The 17,736-nt window shown below is 35.9% G+C and carries 16 protein-coding genes and 1 tRNA gene; 11 read left to right on the top strand and 6 right to left on the bottom strand.

Going from position 1 to position 17,736, the window contains the following annotated elements; translation table 11 throughout:
* Positions 1 to 259: 259 nt before the first annotated feature.
* Entirely contained in the window at positions 260 to 1,639 is a 1,380-nt protein-coding gene (locus tag EL260_RS08665; RefSeq protein ID WP_123859773.1) for a DUF1800 domain-containing protein, read from the top strand.
* 46 nt (positions 1,640 to 1,685) lie between these two features.
* Positions 1,686 to 2,870: a DUF1501 domain-containing protein gene (locus tag EL260_RS08660; protein WP_123859772.1), complete on the top strand. Its 1,185-nt coding sequence runs from the start codon at positions 1,686 to 1,688 to the stop codon at positions 2,868 to 2,870.
* 90 nt (positions 2,871 to 2,960) lie between these two features.
* Here EL260_RS08660 and EL260_RS25545 read toward each other — a convergent pair whose 3' ends face one another.
* The 3 genes from EL260_RS25545 to EL260_RS08650 form a co-directional block, all read right to left on the bottom strand.
* The gene (locus tag EL260_RS25545) at positions 2,961 to 3,098 is read right to left on the bottom strand and encodes a hypothetical protein (RefSeq protein ID WP_164466618.1); all 138 of its coding nucleotides are present in this window, start codon (positions 3,096 to 3,098) and stop codon (positions 2,961 to 2,963) included.
* A gap of 128 nt (positions 3,099 to 3,226) precedes the next feature.
* Complete coding sequence (locus EL260_RS08655) at positions 3,227 to 4,246, bottom strand: helix-turn-helix transcriptional regulator (RefSeq protein WP_123859771.1); 1,020 nt, start codon at positions 4,244 to 4,246, stop codon at positions 3,227 to 3,229.
* Positions 4,247 to 4,270: 24 nt separating this feature from the next.
* Positions 4,271 to 4,603: a HopJ type III effector protein gene (locus EL260_RS08650; RefSeq protein ID WP_123860678.1), complete on the bottom strand. Its 333-nt coding sequence runs from the start codon at positions 4,601 to 4,603 to the stop codon at positions 4,271 to 4,273.
* A 164-nt stretch (positions 4,604 to 4,767) separates the two neighbouring features.
* Between EL260_RS08650 and EL260_RS08645 the strand changes: the two genes are divergently transcribed.
* The 3 genes from EL260_RS08645 (at position 4,768) to EL260_RS08640 (ending at position 8,384) form a co-directional block, all read left to right on the top strand.
* Positions 4,768 to 6,150 (top strand): RtcB family protein, encoded by a 1,383-nt coding sequence (locus EL260_RS08645; RefSeq protein ID WP_123859770.1) that lies wholly within the window; start codon positions 4,768 to 4,770, stop codon positions 6,148 to 6,150.
* Positions 6,151 to 6,279: 129 nt separating this feature from the next.
* A tRNA-OTHER gene (locus EL260_RS25370) sits at positions 6,280 to 6,388 on the top strand.
* Between the two features lie 241 nt (positions 6,389 to 6,629).
* Positions 6,630 to 8,384, top strand: coding sequence for a hypothetical protein (locus EL260_RS08640; protein WP_123859769.1), 1,755 nt, complete (start codon positions 6,630 to 6,632; stop codon positions 8,382 to 8,384).
* Positions 8,385 to 8,579: 195 nt separating this feature from the next.
* Here the strand turns inward: EL260_RS08640 and EL260_RS08635 are convergent, their stop codons facing one another.
* The 3 genes from EL260_RS08635 to cobT are packed head-to-tail and all read right to left on the bottom strand — an operon-like array spanning position 8,580 to position 10,903.
* Entirely contained in the window at positions 8,580 to 9,131 is a 552-nt protein-coding gene (locus tag EL260_RS08635) for a histidine phosphatase family protein (protein ID WP_123859768.1), read from the bottom strand.
* On the bottom strand, positions 9,116 to 9,898 hold the full coding sequence (locus EL260_RS08630; protein WP_123859767.1) for an adenosylcobinamide-GDP ribazoletransferase: 783 nt from the start codon (positions 9,896 to 9,898) through the stop codon (positions 9,116 to 9,118). Before EL260_RS08630 ends, EL260_RS08635 begins: the two co-directional genes overlap by 16 nt.
* Positions 9,899 to 10,903 (bottom strand): nicotinate-nucleotide--dimethylbenzimidazole phosphoribosyltransferase, encoded by a 1,005-nt coding sequence (gene cobT, locus EL260_RS08625; RefSeq protein WP_123859766.1) that lies wholly within the window; start codon positions 10,901 to 10,903, stop codon positions 9,899 to 9,901.
* A 257-nt stretch (positions 10,904 to 11,160) separates the two neighbouring features.
* On the opposite strand from cobT, the gene EL260_RS08620 reads away from it, so the two are divergent.
* The 6 genes from EL260_RS08620 (at position 11,161) to EL260_RS08595 (ending at position 17,704) form a co-directional block, all read left to right on the top strand.
* Positions 11,161 to 11,910, top strand: coding sequence for a nucleotidyltransferase domain-containing protein (locus tag EL260_RS08620; RefSeq protein ID WP_123859765.1), 750 nt, complete (start codon positions 11,161 to 11,163; stop codon positions 11,908 to 11,910).
* Positions 11,911 to 11,914: 4 nt separating this feature from the next.
* Positions 11,915 to 12,550 carry a hypothetical protein gene (locus tag EL260_RS08615; RefSeq protein ID WP_123859764.1) on the top strand — a complete coding sequence of 212 codons (636 nt, stop codon included), beginning with the start codon at positions 11,915 to 11,917 and terminating at the stop codon, positions 12,548 to 12,550.
* Between the two features lie 19 nt (positions 12,551 to 12,569).
* Positions 12,570 to 13,301 (top strand): ATP-grasp domain-containing protein, encoded by a 732-nt coding sequence (locus EL260_RS08610; RefSeq protein ID WP_123859763.1) that lies wholly within the window; start codon positions 12,570 to 12,572, stop codon positions 13,299 to 13,301.
* Positions 13,302 to 13,330: 29 nt separating this feature from the next.
* Positions 13,331 to 14,389 carry a nucleotidyltransferase domain-containing protein gene (locus EL260_RS08605; protein WP_123859762.1) on the top strand — a complete coding sequence of 353 codons (1,059 nt, stop codon included), beginning with the start codon at positions 13,331 to 13,333 and terminating at the stop codon, positions 14,387 to 14,389.
* A gap of 75 nt (positions 14,390 to 14,464) precedes the next feature.
* The gene (locus EL260_RS08600) at positions 14,465 to 16,135 is read left to right on the top strand and encodes a WG repeat-containing protein (RefSeq protein WP_123859761.1); all 1,671 of its coding nucleotides are present in this window, start codon (positions 14,465 to 14,467) and stop codon (positions 16,133 to 16,135) included.
* A 3-nt stretch (positions 16,136 to 16,138) separates the two neighbouring features.
* Entirely contained in the window at positions 16,139 to 17,704 is a 1,566-nt protein-coding gene (locus tag EL260_RS08595; RefSeq protein WP_123859760.1) for a toxin-antitoxin system YwqK family antitoxin, read from the top strand.
* Positions 17,705 to 17,736 lie beyond the last annotated feature (32 nt).

Here is a 17,736-nt window from a genome sequence, read left to right as displayed (position 1 = left end):
CATTCTTGCCAATTAAAAAGCATCTCAAATATATGTGTCATCCATAAAATCAGTGAGAGAACCTAACTATAATCAATTGTATTGAAGATAAAATCCTGATGCCTTACAAATATATATCGTAAAAAACCTTAGCATCTTACCGTTTTCCAACAATCCTACTGCTACACATTCATTACTCATTATAATATTAACAAACCTTAACCCGTTATCATTTTAACCTTTTTTAATCTAAAACATCAAAAAAACAAATGTTCTTACCATGGCAGATTCATTATTAAAAAACAAACATCTCCTTTGGCGTTCAGGCTTCGGCGTTGGAATTAATCAAATCGACGATTTGAAAAATAAAAATACTAAAACGCTCATTAATGAATTATTTAAAGAAGGAAATTTTACAGAAGTCTCTTATGATACACCAGATATAGATCCTACGACAGACTATATGAACAGTACAGCTCCTGCTGAAAAGAAAAAAGAAATGCAGCGGATCTATAGAGCACAAAACGAAGAATTAAATCTTAATTTTCTGGATAAAATGGTGAACAGCAAGGAACAGATGAGAGAAAAAATGGCTTTTTTCTGGCATGGACATTTTGCTTCAAGAGTTCTTAATCCAAAATTCAATCGGCAATTATTAAACACCATCCGGAAAAATGCATTGGGAAACTTCAAAGATCTGCTTTTTGAAGTAAGCCAGTCTCCAGCCATGCTCAATTTCCTGAACAATCAGCAAAATAAAAAAGATCATCCGAATGAAAATTTTGCAAGGGAAGTCATGGAACTTTTTACCATGGGAAGAGGAAACTATACGGAAAAAGATGTGAGAGAAGGAGCAAGAGCATTTACAGGATGGAGCTATGATAAAGAAGGAAATTTTAAGGAAAGAAAAAATCAGCATGATGAGGGAACCAAAACTTTTTTAGGAAAAACAGGTAATTTTGACGGAACTGATGCTTTAAATATCATTCTGGAACAAAAAGCCACCGCAACATTTATCACAGCCAAAATCTATAAGTTTTTTGTCAATGAAAATGTAGATCAGAACATTGTGAACACGTTGAGTACAAACTTCTACAATTCCGGCTATGATATAAAAAAGCTGATGATGGATATTTTTTCAAGCTCATGGTTTTACGATCAGAAAAATATCGGAAACAGGATAAAATCTCCCATAGAACTGATGGCCGGGATGATGCGGATGCTTCCCATGCATATTCAGAATCCTGAAAACCTCATCATCTATCAAAAGCTGTTAGGACAAATGCTGCTTTATCCGCCTAATGTTGCAGGATGGCCCAATGGAAGGTCCTGGATTGATAGCTCTACACTGATGCTGAGACTTCAGGTACCGCAGATCTGGACGGGACTACGCCCATTGGAATACAGTCCAAGACAGGATGATGACATTGATATGGGGATGAAATCTAAAGAAACAGCTTTGAACAAAAGCTTTAAAAATCCCAATATCACTATAGACTGGAACCGGGTAGATCAGATTTTCGCTCATAAAAACTGTGAGGATTATCTAATTCAAAACACCCAAAGTCTGGACATGAATACCGTGAATAATTTTTCCGATAAAAGCACGAAAATGACCATTATTAACCTGATGTCAACGCCCGAATATCAGTTAATGTAACGTATATACCTTATTCATTTGCAACCTATCTACTAAATCCAACACTATGTTAATCAAAAGAAGAGAATTCCTCAAAATAAGTTCACTGGCTACAGCATCATTCTTAATGCCTAATTTCCTGAAGGCTATGACACTGGATGAAGCCTTGAATCCCAGCCAAAATATACTGGTGGTTCTTCAGTTTACAGGTGGAAATGATGGTTTGAATACGATTATTCCCGCCAAAAATGACATCTATTTCAGAGAAAGAAAAACACTGGCTGTTCAGGACTCTTTATCTCTTACAGATGAAGCAGGGATTAACCCTTCTCTATCCTATTTTAAAGAGCTTTTTGATAATGGAGAGCTTTCTGTGATGAATAATGTAGGCTATCCTAATCCGGACAAGTCTCATTTCCGCAGTATGGATATCTGGCAATCTGCAAGCAGAAGTGATGAATTCCTGGATACCGGATGGCTGGGCTGCTTCCTGGATGAGGAATGCTACCGTTGTGAACATCCTACTCAGGCACTGGAGGTAGATGACATGCTCAGCCTTGCTCTGAAGGGAGAAAACAATAAAGCTTTTGCCTTTAAAGATCCTAAAAGATTATATCAGACCAGCCAGGAAAAATATTTCAAATCATTGTATGACCATCATCACGATGATGAAACCGTTTCCTATCTTTATCAGACTTTAGGTTCCACCATTAATAATGCGGGCTATATTTTTGATCAAAGTAAAGCTAAAAAAACGGATCAGATTTATCCTAATTCTCAGCTGGGAAAGGACTTCAAAACAGTAGCCTCCTTAATTAAATCAGATATCAACACTCAGGTCTACTATCTTTCTATTGGTAGTTTTGATACGCATGTGAATCAGAATGACAGGCAGAAAAAATTATTTAGCGATATTAATGAAGCAGTGAAATCTTTTGTTGCTGATATGAAAAGTAATGGACTCTTTAATAATATTCTTTTGATGACCTTCTCTGAGTTTGGTCGACGCGTAGCTCAAAATGCCAGCAATGGAACAGATCACGGAACAGCCAACCAGATGTTCTTCATCAGCGGAAACCTTAAAAAGAAAGGATTACTGAATAGTCTTCCTGATTTACAGAATTTGAAGGAAGGTGACCTCATCTACACTGAAGATTTCAGAAAAGTATACGCGACCATTCTTAAAAACTGGCTGAAGGCCGATTCTTCCAAAGTGTTGGGTTGGAAAAACGGGGTTTATGATTTTATATAAATAGCCCAGCTCTAAGTAACCATAAAAAAAGAGACCATCCCATATGACAGTCTCTTTTCAATAATTTTAAATTTTAAACTACTTTTACGTTTAAGCAGTAATCTGCTTTGGTTTTTTCTCTTTCTGATCTTCTTTTTTATCAAGTTTCTCAGATATTTTTTTAACGATATACTCTATCGCTATAGGTGCTATAATGGCAATAAGTGCTTTAAATATTCTTGATTTCATAGGGTGATTTTGTACCTAATCACTACAATTTCCAAGCCAATATACAAATCTGTGGTATATTTTAATGAATCACCAACTTAAAAATAACACCCTTAATTGATATAACATCCCTTTACACCTATATAAAATTATTTATTTTCAGGAATTACCAACTCCTGATAATTTTTGCTTCCTGCCTTAAATTTTTCCTCCATCCTCAATCTTAACTTTTGAGGTTTATGGACAACCAGAGAGTCTCCAAATCCCAACAAGAGCCTTTCTAATTCATAGTTGATCTGTACGCAGATTTTAAAAACAGTTCCTTCGTTGGTCTCGCTGACAATTTCCTGGCTTTTATGCAATGGTTTTGTTTTTACATAAGGAGCATTAGCAGCATCTACAAAGAAAGTGACATTTTTGGGAACTATTGATTCTGCAACGGTAACCCCTACAATGTCTTTAAAATATTCATCGCCATCCAGATCTTTATCAATATAAGAGGATTTTTCATCAATTTCTATATTTTCCATCCTGTCCAAAGCCAGATTATACATTTTCTGTTTATAAAGACAGATCAAAAACCAACGGTTGTTGTATTCTTTCAACAACTGTGGATGAACCGTGTAGATATTGGAATCCCTTGCTGTAAAGCTTTTATATAAAATTTGAAGTACCTTTTTATTGAGAATACCTTCATACAGAATATCAATATACTCCAACCCTTTCAACTGTTCATTTTTATCCAAATGAATAATTGATTTCTGACTGGTAGAATGAATAGAGTCTTCCAGCTTCTGGATCACACCATTCATTTCTTTAAACATGGAGAAATCTTTGAATTGTTTCAGGATCTGAACAGCATTATTCATCGCCTTCAGGTCGCTTTCGTTCACAGAAATATTATGGATGCTATACTCGGGATCACTGTATCGGTAATATTTTCTTTCAAATACTTCAATGGGAGCTTCATACCCGAATTTTTCACTCCGCATATTCTGAAGATCCAACTGAATCGTCCTTTTGCTTATAAAAGATTCTTTACCCTCAAATTCAAATAACGCCTCGGAACACTCATCAATAAGGTCTTCCAAAGTATATTTCCGGTATTTGTTTTTAAGACATTTATCTAATGTTTTATAGCGGATCAGAGCGTTTTTATTAGATGACATGATTATTCTTTTTCGTCTAAAAAACTATTTCTCTGTCAGCGGATTTCCTTCAAAGATCAATCCGTCCCATCCAAATTCCATGAAGTTTCTGATATTCTGATGATCTGTTCCATCAGGATTTTTAAGAACATCTTCTCTATAAAACTCTCCGAAAAGAGGAAGTGTTTCTTCTTTAGACAGCCCATGGTAAGATGCAAAACCAAATATTTTACATGATCCGTTATTCTGTCCTTCTTCATTTCTTGTATTTCCGTTTTTGAATGCTGTAGGTGTAAAATCGTAATTCGCATCTATATGAGCAATCACATCATTGAATTGAACGGTTTCCGGAAAATGCTTTAATTGTTCTAGTAACATCATAGTTGTAAGTTTAATTTTCTTTACATAAGCCAATACGTTAATTTTAAAATCATTGAATTGGCCTTTTTATAATTTTTTGTAAAAATAATCAAAAATATTTTATCTACGCAAAACTATTGCGCAATAAGGTACTTACTTTGCATCAACAAAATGACATAACAATGGAATTTAATGGAAATCACTTAATCGAATTGGGATATAGACCTGCTAAATGGTTTAAAGATGCCATTACTTATATTAATGAAAATCATCTGGATGAAATTCAGATCAAAGAATATCTGGAACAGTTCAAACAACCTGAACTTATTCCGCTTCAAGAAACCGCTCCTGAGTTTATTATAAATATCAGAGCTGAACATGAAAATGAGAACGATAATGTAGAAAAAGTAATCAAAACGATGAAAGTGCTGATGAAAACACCTACACTAACAGCCGGAGCTTTGATGCCCGATGCCTGTCCTACAGGTCCTGAAGGTCAGATTCCTGTTGGAGGTGTAGTGGTAGCAAAAAATGCCATTCATCCAGGGTTTCATAGCGCAGATATCTGTTGTTCTGTAATGCTGACTGATTTTGGAAAGGTTAATCCTAAAGATATTCTGGATGCTGCTCATTCTGTGACCCATTTTGGATATGGAGGAAGACCAAGAGGAGAACAGATGCCAATGTCTCAGGAGCTGATGGATGCTTTCAGAGAAAATGCATTCTTAAATGATGAAAAATTAATCAGTATTGCCCGTTCTCATATGGGAACACAGGGAGACGGAAATCATTTCTTATTTGTTGGAATTTCTAAAAATACGGGACATACAATGATGGTAACTCATCACGGATCCAGAGCACCGGGAGCTGCATTATATGATAAAGGAATGAAGGTTGCCAACCGTTTCAGACAGGATATTTCTCCTGAAACATTAAAAGAAAATGCATGGATCCCTTATGATACTGAGGAAGGAAAATCTTATTGGGAAGCCCTTCAATTGATAAGAACATGGACGAAGGAAAACCATACCAATATTCACGATACTGTTTTACATAAAATAGGAATTGAGAAAGAAGACAGATATTGGAATGAACATAATTTTGTTTTCAAGGATGGTGACCTTTTCTATCATGCTAAAGGAGCAACTCCGCTGGATGATAAATTTATGCCTGATATCACAGGACCAAGACTGATTCCATTGAATATGGCAGAACCGGTATTGATCGTTCAGGGAAAAACCAATGAAAGAAACCTTGGTTTTGCCCCACACGGAGCGGGAAGAAATTTCAGCAGAAGTCAGCATAAAAGGTCTTTGGCTCATAAAACCACTGAAGAGATCTTCAAAGAGGAAACGGCAGGACTGGATATCCGATTCTATTCCAATGAAATTGATATTTCCGAATTGCCAACTGCTTATAAAAGTGCAGCGAATGTAAGAGCACAGATTGAGGAATACGGACTTTGTGAAGTATTGGATGAGGTGATGCCTTATGGATGTATCATGGCAGGTGATGTTCAGAAGAATGCACCATGGAAGAAAAAGAAGAAATATAGAAAGGCATAATTCCTTATTTAATATGACTCAATATAAACCTTATAGGTTTTAGAAACCTATAAGGTTGTCAAAAAACTAATAACAAAACCTTACCGGGGTAAAAGCCTGTAAGGTTCATGAAAACTTATCATAACGGCAGGGGCAGTAGCTCAGATGGTTAGAGCAACAAAATTACTTTTCGCTACAGGCATATAAAGTTCCTATGAATCCCAATTGTGTGTCACAGGTTCGAGTCCTGTCTGCTCCTCAATAGAATGAAATGGTATATACCCGTATCTGTCATTTCATACTTTAAAAAAATGTAAGGCAAAGAAAGTTCCTATATTTCCTGATTTACTTTCCGCTTTTTTCAAAATACAAAGCAAAGGGGGTTCCTCTATTTTTTGGATAAATTACTCCCCGCTTTTTATAAACTATAGGTAAAAGGAGTTCCTATACACTTCACTTTTAATGAACCTACTCCTCACTTATTTTTTAAACTTAAAACAATGAAAACATTACAATTATTCAATGCTGTATTGACTAAAAAATCAGATGAAACGCCATTTATTTCCAATGAAGGTTTCATTATTGAATCTGATGCTCTTTGGGCTAAAAAAGAGATCATCTCTTATTATGCAAAAGAAAAACTGAATGGAAATGATCTGAATAAAACTTTTCATAAATCCTGGGAGAAAATAAAAAATACATCCAGAATTGAGTTATTTTTTGAACAGATTCAGCATTATATTTCAACCTATGGAAGTAATTTCCAGAGTGAAATCTATATTCCTCAGGAAATACTGAATGTTCCTGATGTGAAGATGATTTTTAAAGTAATCAAAGCTTATACTGTAGAAGAAATGCAGGAAAAGTGTCTTTCTCTGCTGAGATCCGGAATTGCTTTAAAAGAAGAAACAATCAATGATCTTTTATATATCCTTACAGAAGAGCTTGATTATGATTTTACAGGAACAGAAAATATCAGAAATAAGGAAGCTATTATAAAAATAGCCGATTTATATGAGATCTATCCAGAACATCCTGTTGAGTTTTTCCGTTATGTGATTTATAAAACCACTCAAACAACGCTTTTAATTAAAAACGATGAATTGATTGGCTTAATTAAACAAAGCAAATTTAATCCAGCATATCTGTTCGAAAACTTCGGACTGGAAAAACTGGGAGAAATTTTCAACAGATTTAAACCATTATTTCTTGCTTATAAAAACAGGGCTCCGAAAACAATTAATAAAATTTCGAAGCTATCTAAAGTTTGTCATAAGCCATTAATTTCAAACCCTTTGAATGATGCTACTCATACATTATTAGAAGCCACCGATTGGCATTGGTTAGAAAATGCAACACCGTTTGCCTTATTCAAAGCATTGTCAGCATGCCACTCAAGAATGTATGGTCAGGATACTTTTGTGTATAGAATCAGAAATGGAAAATCGTGGGTTAAAAAGGGTAAGGAAACTTATGTGAATCAATTCAACTATGATTTTATTTTAGATTTTCTGAAACTGAAATATGAAAGCTTTTCCGGAAAGAAATTCTATTTTCCTGAGAATGTAGAATTTGCATTACCAACTTCTGAAAAAATGTTTGTTGGGAATATTCCTACCGGAACCCGTTTCTATGGGGATAGACTGGCTGTTGGTATTTATTGGGAAGATAGATGGGGTGCTCGTGACCTTGACCTTTCAGGGTTGAATATTTCCGGAAAAATAGGTTGGAATGCAGCTTATAATTATGGTGAAGGACAATTGATGTATTCCGGAGATATGACTTCTGCTCCCAACGGTGCTGTTGAATATCTTTATGCCGATAAAGGCTTAAGTACCCCAACGCTTGTCATGAATAATGTCTTTAGCGGAGATGCAAATTGTGGGTATAAAATTGTCATCGGAAAAGGAGATCAAATTTCTTATGACTATATGATGAATCCGAATAATCTCTTTGCTGAGGCCAGATGTAACTCGGTTCAGAAACAAACGATTCTGGGAATTCTTTTACCAAAAGGCGGAAAACAATGTTTCGTATTGTTGAATTTCGGAGCAGGACACTCTCATGTTTCCGGAAATAATGAAGTGTCTATGATGGCAACCAGTGCATTATATCAACAATGGTATGAAGCGATGTCTTTCAATGAGCTTATAAAAGAGCTTGGAGCAGAGATTACCACAGAAAAAGCGGAAGCTGATTTTGATTTTTCACTGGAAACGCTTGAAAAAGATAGTTTTATTAAAGTCTTTAAATAAAAATACGCTGTTCAAAATTTTGAATGGCGTTTTTTCTTTTAACAGATGATTTTATCTCTCAAAGACTGAACAGATTTTCTTAAGTATAAACATTTGTAGGAGCTGTGGGAGCTTTTTATTTCCCGCGGATGTCACAGATTTTTACTTTCGCAAATTTTGCAGATAACACAGATTTATTCTAAAACTAATTGCTTATCATACATTTATACTTACAATAGAAAGATGTCCATCATTTTCCTGAATAATTACTTTCTTTCCATATCCGATCTGAATCTTGAACATATTTCCCAGCGGGAACTGCAGTACAGCCTGAAGAATCAGACGGATGACCCCTGCATGAGCAATAATCAAGACTTTTTCAACATCTTTAGCAACCAATTCGTTCCAAAAACTGATAACGCGGGTCTGCATTTCAATAAGGTTTTCGCCCCCTGAAGCTTTTATATTAATAAAATCTTTATACCAGGGATTGATTTCTTCTTCAGGAATCTCTGTCCATTTTTTTAATTCCCAATCTCCAAAATTCATCTCCCGAATCCTTTCATCAGTTGAATATTTAAACTTAAAATGTTCAGCCAAAAGGCTGCAACGTTGTGCCGGACTTGAAATTACCAGCTCAAAATCGTTATCCAGATTTAAGTTTTTAAAATCATCCGAATAATCTTTTCGTAAAGGCATTTCGGCAAATCCATAACACAGATTTTCCGGATTATCTACCGCAGTATGACGAATCAGATGAATTTCCATACGATCATTGTTCCTAAATACAATAAAACTTCGGTAACCTGCTGTACGGCTCCTAAACAATCTCCGGTATAACCGCCGATATGTTTTTTAAAATACCATCCCATGCAAATCTTTCCAAAATAAGCCAATGCAAAAGCCAATATCAAGCGCCAGTCCGGAATCAAAGCAAAAGAAATTAAAACCCCGATAAAACTTACTAACAGAGCCATTCCATCCAAAGGTTTATTGGCCAGAGGTTTTGATTTGCTTACGTCAATATCCGTCACATACTGATGAGTGTAAATCATCGTTCCGGAAATAAAACGGCTTGAAGTATGGGCCAGGACGATAATTCCCAGGGTCTTTAGCAGATCCATAGCTCCCAAAGCCTGAATACTGAGAAATTTTAAAGCAAACAATAAAATAATCCCGATGGTTCCGTAAGCTCCTACTCTGCTGTCTTTCATAATGGTAAGAATTTTTTCCTTTCCGTATCCACCTCCAAAACTGTCACACATATCTGTAAAGCCATCCTCATGAAAGGCTCCTGTAAGCAAAACACTGCTAATCATCATCAGAACGATTCCTATTTCCAGGTTAAAAAGCTGATAAGAAAGATATAAAATCCCTGCATTAATCAACCCTACCAAAAGTCCGATCCACGCGAAATACTTCTGGGATTTATTCATGATCTCACCAGAATACGGAATGGAAAACGGAACAGGAATTCTGGTGAAGAACATCAGAGCCGTTGCAAAGTAGATCAATTCATTCTTTAAGGTCTTCATTTATTCTTTATTTGAAACATGAGCATCTTCAAAACTGGACATTTCATTCAGGAAATTTACGGCACTTTGAATAATTGGATAAGCTAATGCGCAGCCCGTTCCTTCTCCCAGGCGTAAATTAAGGTTGAGTAAAGCTTTCTGTCCCAATAATTCCAAAAGCTGGAGATGCGCATTCTCATCACTTACATGACAGAATATACAGTTATTCAGAATATCAGGATTCTTTCTCCATGCGGTGGCTACTGCAACGGTAGCAATAAATCCGTCTACCATAATCAACATATTCTGATGGAAAGCTTCTTCCATAGCACCAACCATTTGCACCATTTCCAGTCCGCCAAAAGTCTGCGCAATTTCGTCCGGAGTTCTACTATCCGGATATTTCTCTATGGCAGCTGATAAAATATTGATTTTATTCAGAAACTGGTCATCGTTCAGTCCTGTGCCACGTCCAATACAACTTACAATAGGAAGATCAAACAATTGACTCATCATCAGAGAAGAAGCGGAAGTGTTTCCGATTCCCATTTCACCAAAACCAATAATATTACAGCCTGTTTTAGCAATCTTTGCCACTATTACGCTTCCATTCTGTAAAGCCTGTTGATATTCTTCAGAAGTCATGGCAGGTTCCTCCAGGATATTACGGCTGGATTTTCTGACTTTATGATCGATTAACTCCAATCCTTCCGGAAAATCAAAATTGACTCCTGCATCTACAATCTTGATTTCAATATCATGTTGTTTACAAAAGACATTGATCGCTGCTCCACCGCCTAAGAAATTCATCACCATCTGACACGTAACTTCTTGTGGATAGGCACTTACACCTGCCTTTGCAATTCCATGATCTGCTGCAAAAACCACCAGATGAGGATTTGTAAGTTGAGGCGACGTGGTATTTTGAACCATTCCTATTTTGTGGGCAAGGTATTCCAGATGTCCTAATGCACCTAAAGGTTTGGTCTTGAAATCAATTTTATGCTGTAGTTCGGTTGTCAACATGGATATAAAGTAGTTATGTTAAATAGAGAAAATGCAATATTAGTGAAATAAGGAGTATTTTGGGTAATGGATAAAGGAGGTATTAAGGAGAAAATAGATAATAGACGAAGAGATGAGAGACAAGATAGTCTGAAAAGGAATATTCGGGTCCAATATTGAAAAGTTGACAACATTAAACCTTAAACTTAGAACTTTAAACATCTGCGTAATAACATTGCGTATCAATCACTTTACTTTGCAGTATAAAATTGAAAACAATGACACCAAAAATACTAGAAAAAATAAAAGAAGTGGAAGCAACACGAGGGGTAAAAGTCCTTCTTGCCGTTGAATCTGGAAGCAGAGCGTGGGGTTTTGCCTCTCCGGACAGTGATTATGATATACGTTTTATATACCGCCATGAAAAAGACTGGTATCTTTCACCTTGGGATAAGGATGAAACGATAGAATTTATGACAGAAGATGATCTGGATGGTTCCGGATGGGATCTTAGGAAGACCTTTCATCTTCTGCTGAAATCAAATGCTGCTTTATTAAGTTGGTTCTACTCTCCAATCGTTTATACAGAAAATACAAAGTTTGTAGAGCTCTTCAAACCATTAGCTGATGCTTGCTTTTCACCGGTAGCGGTTTCTTATCATTACTTAAGCATGAGCAAAAAATACCTGGAAGCCTGCAGAGCTGATGAAGTAAAATTAAAAAGCTATTTTTATTGCCTACGAACTACATTGACTGGAAAATGGATCGTAGAAAAAGGAACAGTCCCGCCAGTATTGTTCAGCGAGCTGCTTGTTTTAGTAGATGACAATACCAGAACAAAAATAGAAAATCTTGTAGCCCTAAAAGCAACGAAAGGAGAAGCATATTATCATCCGAATGATTGGGAATTATTTGAGTTTTTAGAGAAAACGATAGCTGAGAATGAGGAAAAGTCTAAGGATTTGAAAGGTGGAAATGCTGATAAGAAGGAGATGGAGAGGGTTTTTAGGGAAATATTAAACCTTTAAAGAAATGAAAATATTTAATTTTTTCAAAAAGAAGGATATTCAACCCTTTCAAAAAGAGCTTGAAAAATTGATTCCCAAAGAGGAAGAAAAAACACATGAATTTATTGAAAGATGCCAGTTCTTAAAGGAAGAAATAGGATTTGAAGTTCCTCTATCAGTGATCGAAACTTTCAAAAGACATGATCTTCCAAAGCATAATTATTATTATAGTATTTTTTGGCATGTGGATGATGATAGCTTTAACATTTTCTATACGGAAGCCTTCATTGAACTGGTTGTTAGCCGATACAAAGAAATTCATGGACAGGATGTAGATTTGACTGAATTATCAATGCTGCTTGATGAAGCTATTTACGAATATCGTATCAAAGAAAAGTGTTTCGACAGAACAAATCTTGCTTTTGATTTTATCAACAAATGTTATGAAGAGTTCAGGAGATCCGGAGAAGAACTGATCCTCACCATGGACTTGGGACATTATGATCATTTAATCCTCAATAAAGAAGAAAAAGGTAATATAGCAGATAGTATTTCGTCTTACACAACAACAGCAGGAATAAAATACAAAATTCTTACTGAGTTTAGGCCTTTACCGGAAGTTATCAGAGAAACTCTAGACCGTCAGAAAAATAATTATTAATCTTATGAAATAACACTAAATGAAAAATATAATTGCACTCTCTCCTATGTATACGGAAGATAGTAACAATCTCAAAAAAGCATCCATCAATTCACCTTACGAACTGAGCCGTTTCAATGCAAAATGGAATGTCCCTGAGGAATTTCGTGCCGATGTAATTGCAGTCTATGGTGAAGATATTTATTCCGAAATTGTTGCTGAACAATGTAATCTGACTTTAACAAAACCAAAGGATGATTGGCTTGCTGGTATCTCAGAAGAATTTGTCAAACGTAAAATTACCTATGGACAATTAAGAGACTTTCTACAAGAAAAAGATATTTTCATTAAATGTTCTGACTTTAAAAGTTTTAAAGCAGGGGTTTATCATAAGCTGACGGATATCAAAGGTTTTGACACTGTAGATTTGCATTCTACAGTTTTCACCTCAGAAGTAGTAGAATGGGAACTTGAAGTAAGATGCTTTGTACTTAATAATGAAATAAAAACATATTCTTCTTATTGGAGAAACAATAGATTTGATACAAGTTCATTATCTGAAACTGAAGAACATAATATGTTTGAATTTTTTAATGAGTTTATTCAGAAATACTCTCCTACTTTGCCTAAGGCTGTAGTACTGGATTTCGGAATTATCACAGGAAAAGGCTGGGCATTAATTGAAGCTAATCCAGCCTGGTGTTCAGGATTATATGCCTGTGATGCAGAAAAAGCACTGGAAGTTGTTGTCAATAGTTGTGTTAAATACTAATATAAAAGACTTTTATTTGAATAATTAAAATGACCATCCAAGACCTAAAAACCAACAACCTCCTCCTCTTCGAAGCCATCTCCGGAAGCCGGGCTTTCGGGCTGGCAACGGAAACTTCGGATACGGATATCCGCGGAGTGTACTACTTACCAAAGGAAGATTTCTTCGGGCTGAACTACATTCCGCAGATTTCCAATGAGACGAATGATATTACTTATTATGAGATCGGAAGGTTTGTGGAACTGTTGCAAAAGAATAACCCTAATATTCTGGAGGTTTTGGCAAGTCCTGAGGATTGCATTCTTTATAAAGATCCGTTGATGGATCTGCTTAAACCTGAGGATTTTCTCTCTAAATTATGTAAGGACACCTTTGCCGGATATGCCATTTCCCAGATTAAAAAAGCGAAAGGTCTTAACAAAAAGATACTGAACCCTATTGACAAAGAAAGAAAATCCATTCTTGATTTCTGCTTTATTCTTGACGGACAAGGTTCTCTTCCTTTGAAAAAATGGTTGTCGGAAAACGGAAAAGTTCAGGAAAAATGTGGGTTAACAGCTATTGACCACACCAAAGGAATGTTTGCGTTATTTTATGATGACTCTCAAATATTGGATTATAAAGGAATTATCCAGCATGAAGAAGCGAATCAGGTTTCAGTATCTTCTGTTCCCAAGGATGAAAAGCATGATGCTTATCTGTTTTGTAACCTGGATGCTTACTCTACGTACTGCAAAGACTATAGAGAATATTGGAAGTGGGTAGAAGAACGCAATGAAGACCGATACAATGTTAATCAAACGCATGGGCAGAACTACGACAGCAAAAATATGATGCACACCATCCGTTTATTGCAGTCATGTGAACAGATTTTTAGAACCCAATCTCTTCAAACCCGTGTAGAGAACCGGGATGAATTGCTGGATATCAAAGCCGGAAATTGGTCGTATGAAGCAGTAATGAATAAAGCGGAAGATCTGATACAATCTATTGAGGAACAGCATACTATTTCTGACCTTCCGGAATATCCGGATACAGAAAAATCTATGAAGATTTTGGTTAACATTCGCGAAGCTCTTTATCTTTAGGAGAAAAGCAGCTAAGAACCCTTACAATAAGCAACTTCAACGAATAAATTAAACTATTTTTGCAAAAACTAAAAAATGAAATTCATATTTTCAAGAAAATTTACTTTTTTTTCACTCTCTCTTTTAAGCATTTCAGCCTATGCACAGGAGCTGTATATTCCATACAGGGATGGAAATCTATGGGGAATATCCAATTATGCCGGCGGTGAAATCATTGCCCCAAAATTTGATTCTCTTCAGTTCAATGAGCAGGATGATTATGACTTCAACCTTCTTCATACTTTCAAAGCTGGAAAAAAAGGAATGCTATTGAGCGGAAAAGAAATACTCCTTCCTGAATTCAAAAATATCTTTCCTACCTATAAAGGTTTCATCATTGCTGAATATGACAATGATAAAAAAAGCAGGGTCATTTTGGATAAAGATGGTACAAAGATTACCGAAAACCCTGTAATTTCTATGTGGATTGGAGAGAGATTTGGTCCCAACCTTATCTTCCATGTATTGAATGAAAACATGAAGGAAGATTTTTTCATCTGGGACCCGAAGGAACATAAGATTTCCCAGTATGTATTTAAGGATTACTATTCCATTTCCGTGACGGAAAATAGGGATGAGTATGAGCTTGAAATCAGATACCGAAAGAATGAAACCGATCCATTGTCTGAAGTAAAGATGACGATCCGTGATAATAAGCTGGAGCCAGTTACTTCTAAGAACTTCAATGAAAGAATTGTAAAGAATACTAATCGTAATAGGGATTATTTTGGAAGTTCAAATCAGGAAACCATAAAGCAACCAACTGCCGTTTATGAAGTATACAGGGATTATGATGAAGGCGTAAGGAGCCCGTCTTATAGTCCACCGCCTCCACCGCCCTCATCAGGAAAAACAGTTTCCAATGATCCAGGATATCGGGAAGTAAAGAAACAGCCTATATATGTAGGGGTTTCGTATTCCATAGAGAATGACTTTCCGTATGTTACCTATCATTATAACCATGAAAAAAATGAGAAGGTAACCAAGAGATTAAAACTTCCAAAGGGCGCAAAGGACATCAAGATTGCAAATATGAGTGGTTCACCACAGAAGAAAGAAGGTGATACCATCTATACCTATACCAACTATATTACTTTCACCCATAAAGATAAGAACCAAATTCTTATCAGTGAGAAGAAGCCTACAGAATTTGAAACAATCAAAGTGATAAGTCCGGGATATGATTCCCAATATAGTGGGCAAATCTTCCTGTTGGGTAACAAGAAGAATGGAAAGATGAAGTACAAGTTGATCAATAATCTACAGCAGATGATTTTTCCTGATGAATTTGATGACATTATCCTCAACGACCCTTTCTATGGCAATAATTATAACAACTGGACCGTCATTAAGGATGGAAAATATGGGGTTGTCATTCCTCAGGGTAAATACATCCTCCAGCCTGTATATGATGAAATCGTCAATAAAAAGGTAACCTATGGGTCGGGAAGCTTTCTTCAAATCAAAAAAGATGGAAAATATGGATTCCTGAAACCTGTTATCCCTAACGGCAGCATTGAAAATAATTTAGTTGAACCTGTCTTTTCATATCCCATCCGTAATATTCTGATGAGCTATCCATATCGCAGCAGCCAATATACTTCTGCCGGAACTCCTCAAGGAACAATGATAATCACTCTGCAAGATGAAAAAGGAAAATTATTGGGCTTCGCCAACAAACAAGGTCAACTTTATTTTAAAAACTAAAACATGAAATTCAAGAAATACAGTCTGCTTCTTCTTTTTACCACAAGCCTTGCAGCAGCCCAGAATTACTATGATTATGATTCAGAAGTAATTTCCTATACGGTTCTCAGCAAGGAAATAACCAAAGCCTATGAAGAAGCCTTCTTTAAAGATAAAATGTTCACTCCGGAAGACTTTCTAACGGACCTCAACAATATTGAAAAAGATTACCCCGGGTTGAAGGAGGATCTTGACAAATCTGATAAGATTGAAGTAAATACCGTCTTATACAAAAACTTTTATTCCACTACTCCTTTCAAAAACAAAATGATTGATGGAATAAAGAAAATCTATTATCCAGGGGGAATGCTTTTTCAGGAAATCCCATATAAAAACGGTAAGCTTGATGGAGTCTATAAAGTGTACAGCCAGTCCGGAAAACTCTATTCCGAAGTTCCCTACAAGAACCATCTGAAAAACGGAATCAAGAAAGTATACTTTACAGATCCTAAAGAACGTTATGAGGCAAAAGAATATATCATTCAAGGTTCTTATAACAAGGGTAAGCTTATTGGTCCTGTATCTATCTCCAATGATAACCTTAGCATTACCTATCCTTCTGATTTCAAGAAAGGACAGGTGTTGCTTGCATACAATGGAACTCCTCTTGTAGATTACAATATTATTGAAAGGGATATCAAAAACGGGCCTTATACGGTATACAGCGTTGATACTCCTACGGATGTCAAGAATGAGCCAGAGAAGAAAACGGAGAAGAAAAAGCCACAGCGTGTCAAAAGATTCTTCGCCACTTATTTCAACAATCAATTCAATGGCTATGTAGAAAAATACAATAAGAATGGGGAACTTCTTTCCAAGAATCTCTTCAGCTTTGGGAAACCAGTAGGAACCCATAAGAATTATTACGATGTTGGAAAGATAAAATCTGAGGAATATTACGATAACACTGGAAAGAAAACAGGAACCTGGAAGACTTATTATCCTAGCGGAGAACTCGTGAATGTTACCAATTATAAAGATGATCAACTGCATGGAGCTAAGGAGCTCTATCAGAATAATCTTCTAAAGACACAGGAAAACTTTGATCATGGAAAAAGAATTTCCAACAAATATTATGATGACAAAGGAAACCTTCAAAGCGAAGCCTATTATGAGAATGATAAATTCATCAAGGAAATCATTTATTTTCCTGATGGCAAGACACAATCTGTACAAAATGTAAATCTTGATAAGACTTATTATGACAAAGATGGTAAGGTCGTCCATGTAGATCATTACAAGGATGGTCATCGAATAGGAATTCATAAATACTTCAATTATGAAAAGGATGGTACCCCTTTTGTCTATTCAGAAACGGAATATGATGAAAACGGAAAAAAGATACGATCCGTTTGGTATGAGAAGAAAAGTACCAACGAGGTAAGCTGGAAGGATGAAAAAATGCACGGAAAATCCACTTACACAAGCAATGACGGCACCCAAAAGATCAAGTATTACTTTGAAGGAAAGGAAGTCACTGAAAAAGAATTCAAAAACCTTTATGAAGAAGAAAATAAGAGGACAAAATAATGAAAAATCACCGGTAAGCCGGTGATTTTTTA

Origin of the sequence: Chryseobacterium nakagawai (assembly GCF_900637665.1) — a bacterium.
Classification (GTDB): Bacteria; Bacteroidota; Bacteroidia; order Flavobacteriales; family Weeksellaceae; genus Chryseobacterium; species Chryseobacterium nakagawai.
The sequence above is the reverse complement of the archived record's forward strand: the minus strand, read 5'-3'. Positions and strand labels throughout refer to the sequence as shown.

Bases quoted from the DNA above. Each gene is read 5' to 3' on its own strand.
- EL260_RS08665 (WP_123859773.1), top strand. From the start codon at position 260: ATGGCAGATTCATTATTAAAAAACAAACATCTCCTTTGGCGTTCAGGC.
- EL260_RS08660 (WP_123859772.1), top strand. From the start codon at position 1,686: ATGTTAATCAAAAGAAGAGAATTCCTCAAAATAAGTTCACTGGCTACA.
- EL260_RS25545 (WP_164466618.1), bottom strand. From the start codon at position 3,098: ATGAAATCAAGAATATTTAAAGCACTTATTGCCATTATAGCACCTATA.
- EL260_RS08655 (WP_123859771.1), bottom strand. From the start codon at position 4,246: ATGTCATCTAATAAAAACGCTCTGATCCGCTATAAAACATTAGATAAA.
- EL260_RS08650 (WP_123860678.1), bottom strand. From the start codon at position 4,603: ATGTTACTAGAACAATTAAAGCATTTTCCGGAAACCGTTCAATTCAAT.
- EL260_RS08645 (WP_123859770.1), top strand. From the start codon at position 4,768: ATGGAATTTAATGGAAATCACTTAATCGAATTGGGATATAGACCTGCT.
- EL260_RS08640 (WP_123859769.1), top strand. From the start codon at position 6,630: ATGAAAACATTACAATTATTCAATGCTGTATTGACTAAAAAATCAGAT.
- EL260_RS08635 (WP_123859768.1), bottom strand. From the start codon at position 9,131: ATGGAAATTCATCTGATTCGTCATACTGCGGTAGATAATCCGGAAAAT.
- EL260_RS08630 (WP_123859767.1), bottom strand. From the start codon at position 9,898: ATGAAGACCTTAAAGAATGAATTGATCTACTTTGCAACGGCTCTGATG.
- cobT (WP_123859766.1), bottom strand. From the start codon at position 10,903: ATGTTGACAACCGAACTACAGCATAAAATTGATTTCAAGACCAAACCT.
- EL260_RS08620 (WP_123859765.1), top strand. From the start codon at position 11,161: ATGACACCAAAAATACTAGAAAAAATAAAAGAAGTGGAAGCAACACGA.
- EL260_RS08615 (WP_123859764.1), top strand. From the start codon at position 11,915: ATGAAAATATTTAATTTTTTCAAAAAGAAGGATATTCAACCCTTTCAA.
- EL260_RS08610 (WP_123859763.1), top strand. From the start codon at position 12,570: ATGAAAAATATAATTGCACTCTCTCCTATGTATACGGAAGATAGTAAC.
- EL260_RS08605 (WP_123859762.1), top strand. From the start codon at position 13,331: ATGACCATCCAAGACCTAAAAACCAACAACCTCCTCCTCTTCGAAGCC.
- EL260_RS08600 (WP_123859761.1), top strand. From the start codon at position 14,465: ATGAAATTCATATTTTCAAGAAAATTTACTTTTTTTTCACTCTCTCTT.
- EL260_RS08595 (WP_123859760.1), top strand. From the start codon at position 16,139: ATGAAATTCAAGAAATACAGTCTGCTTCTTCTTTTTACCACAAGCCTT.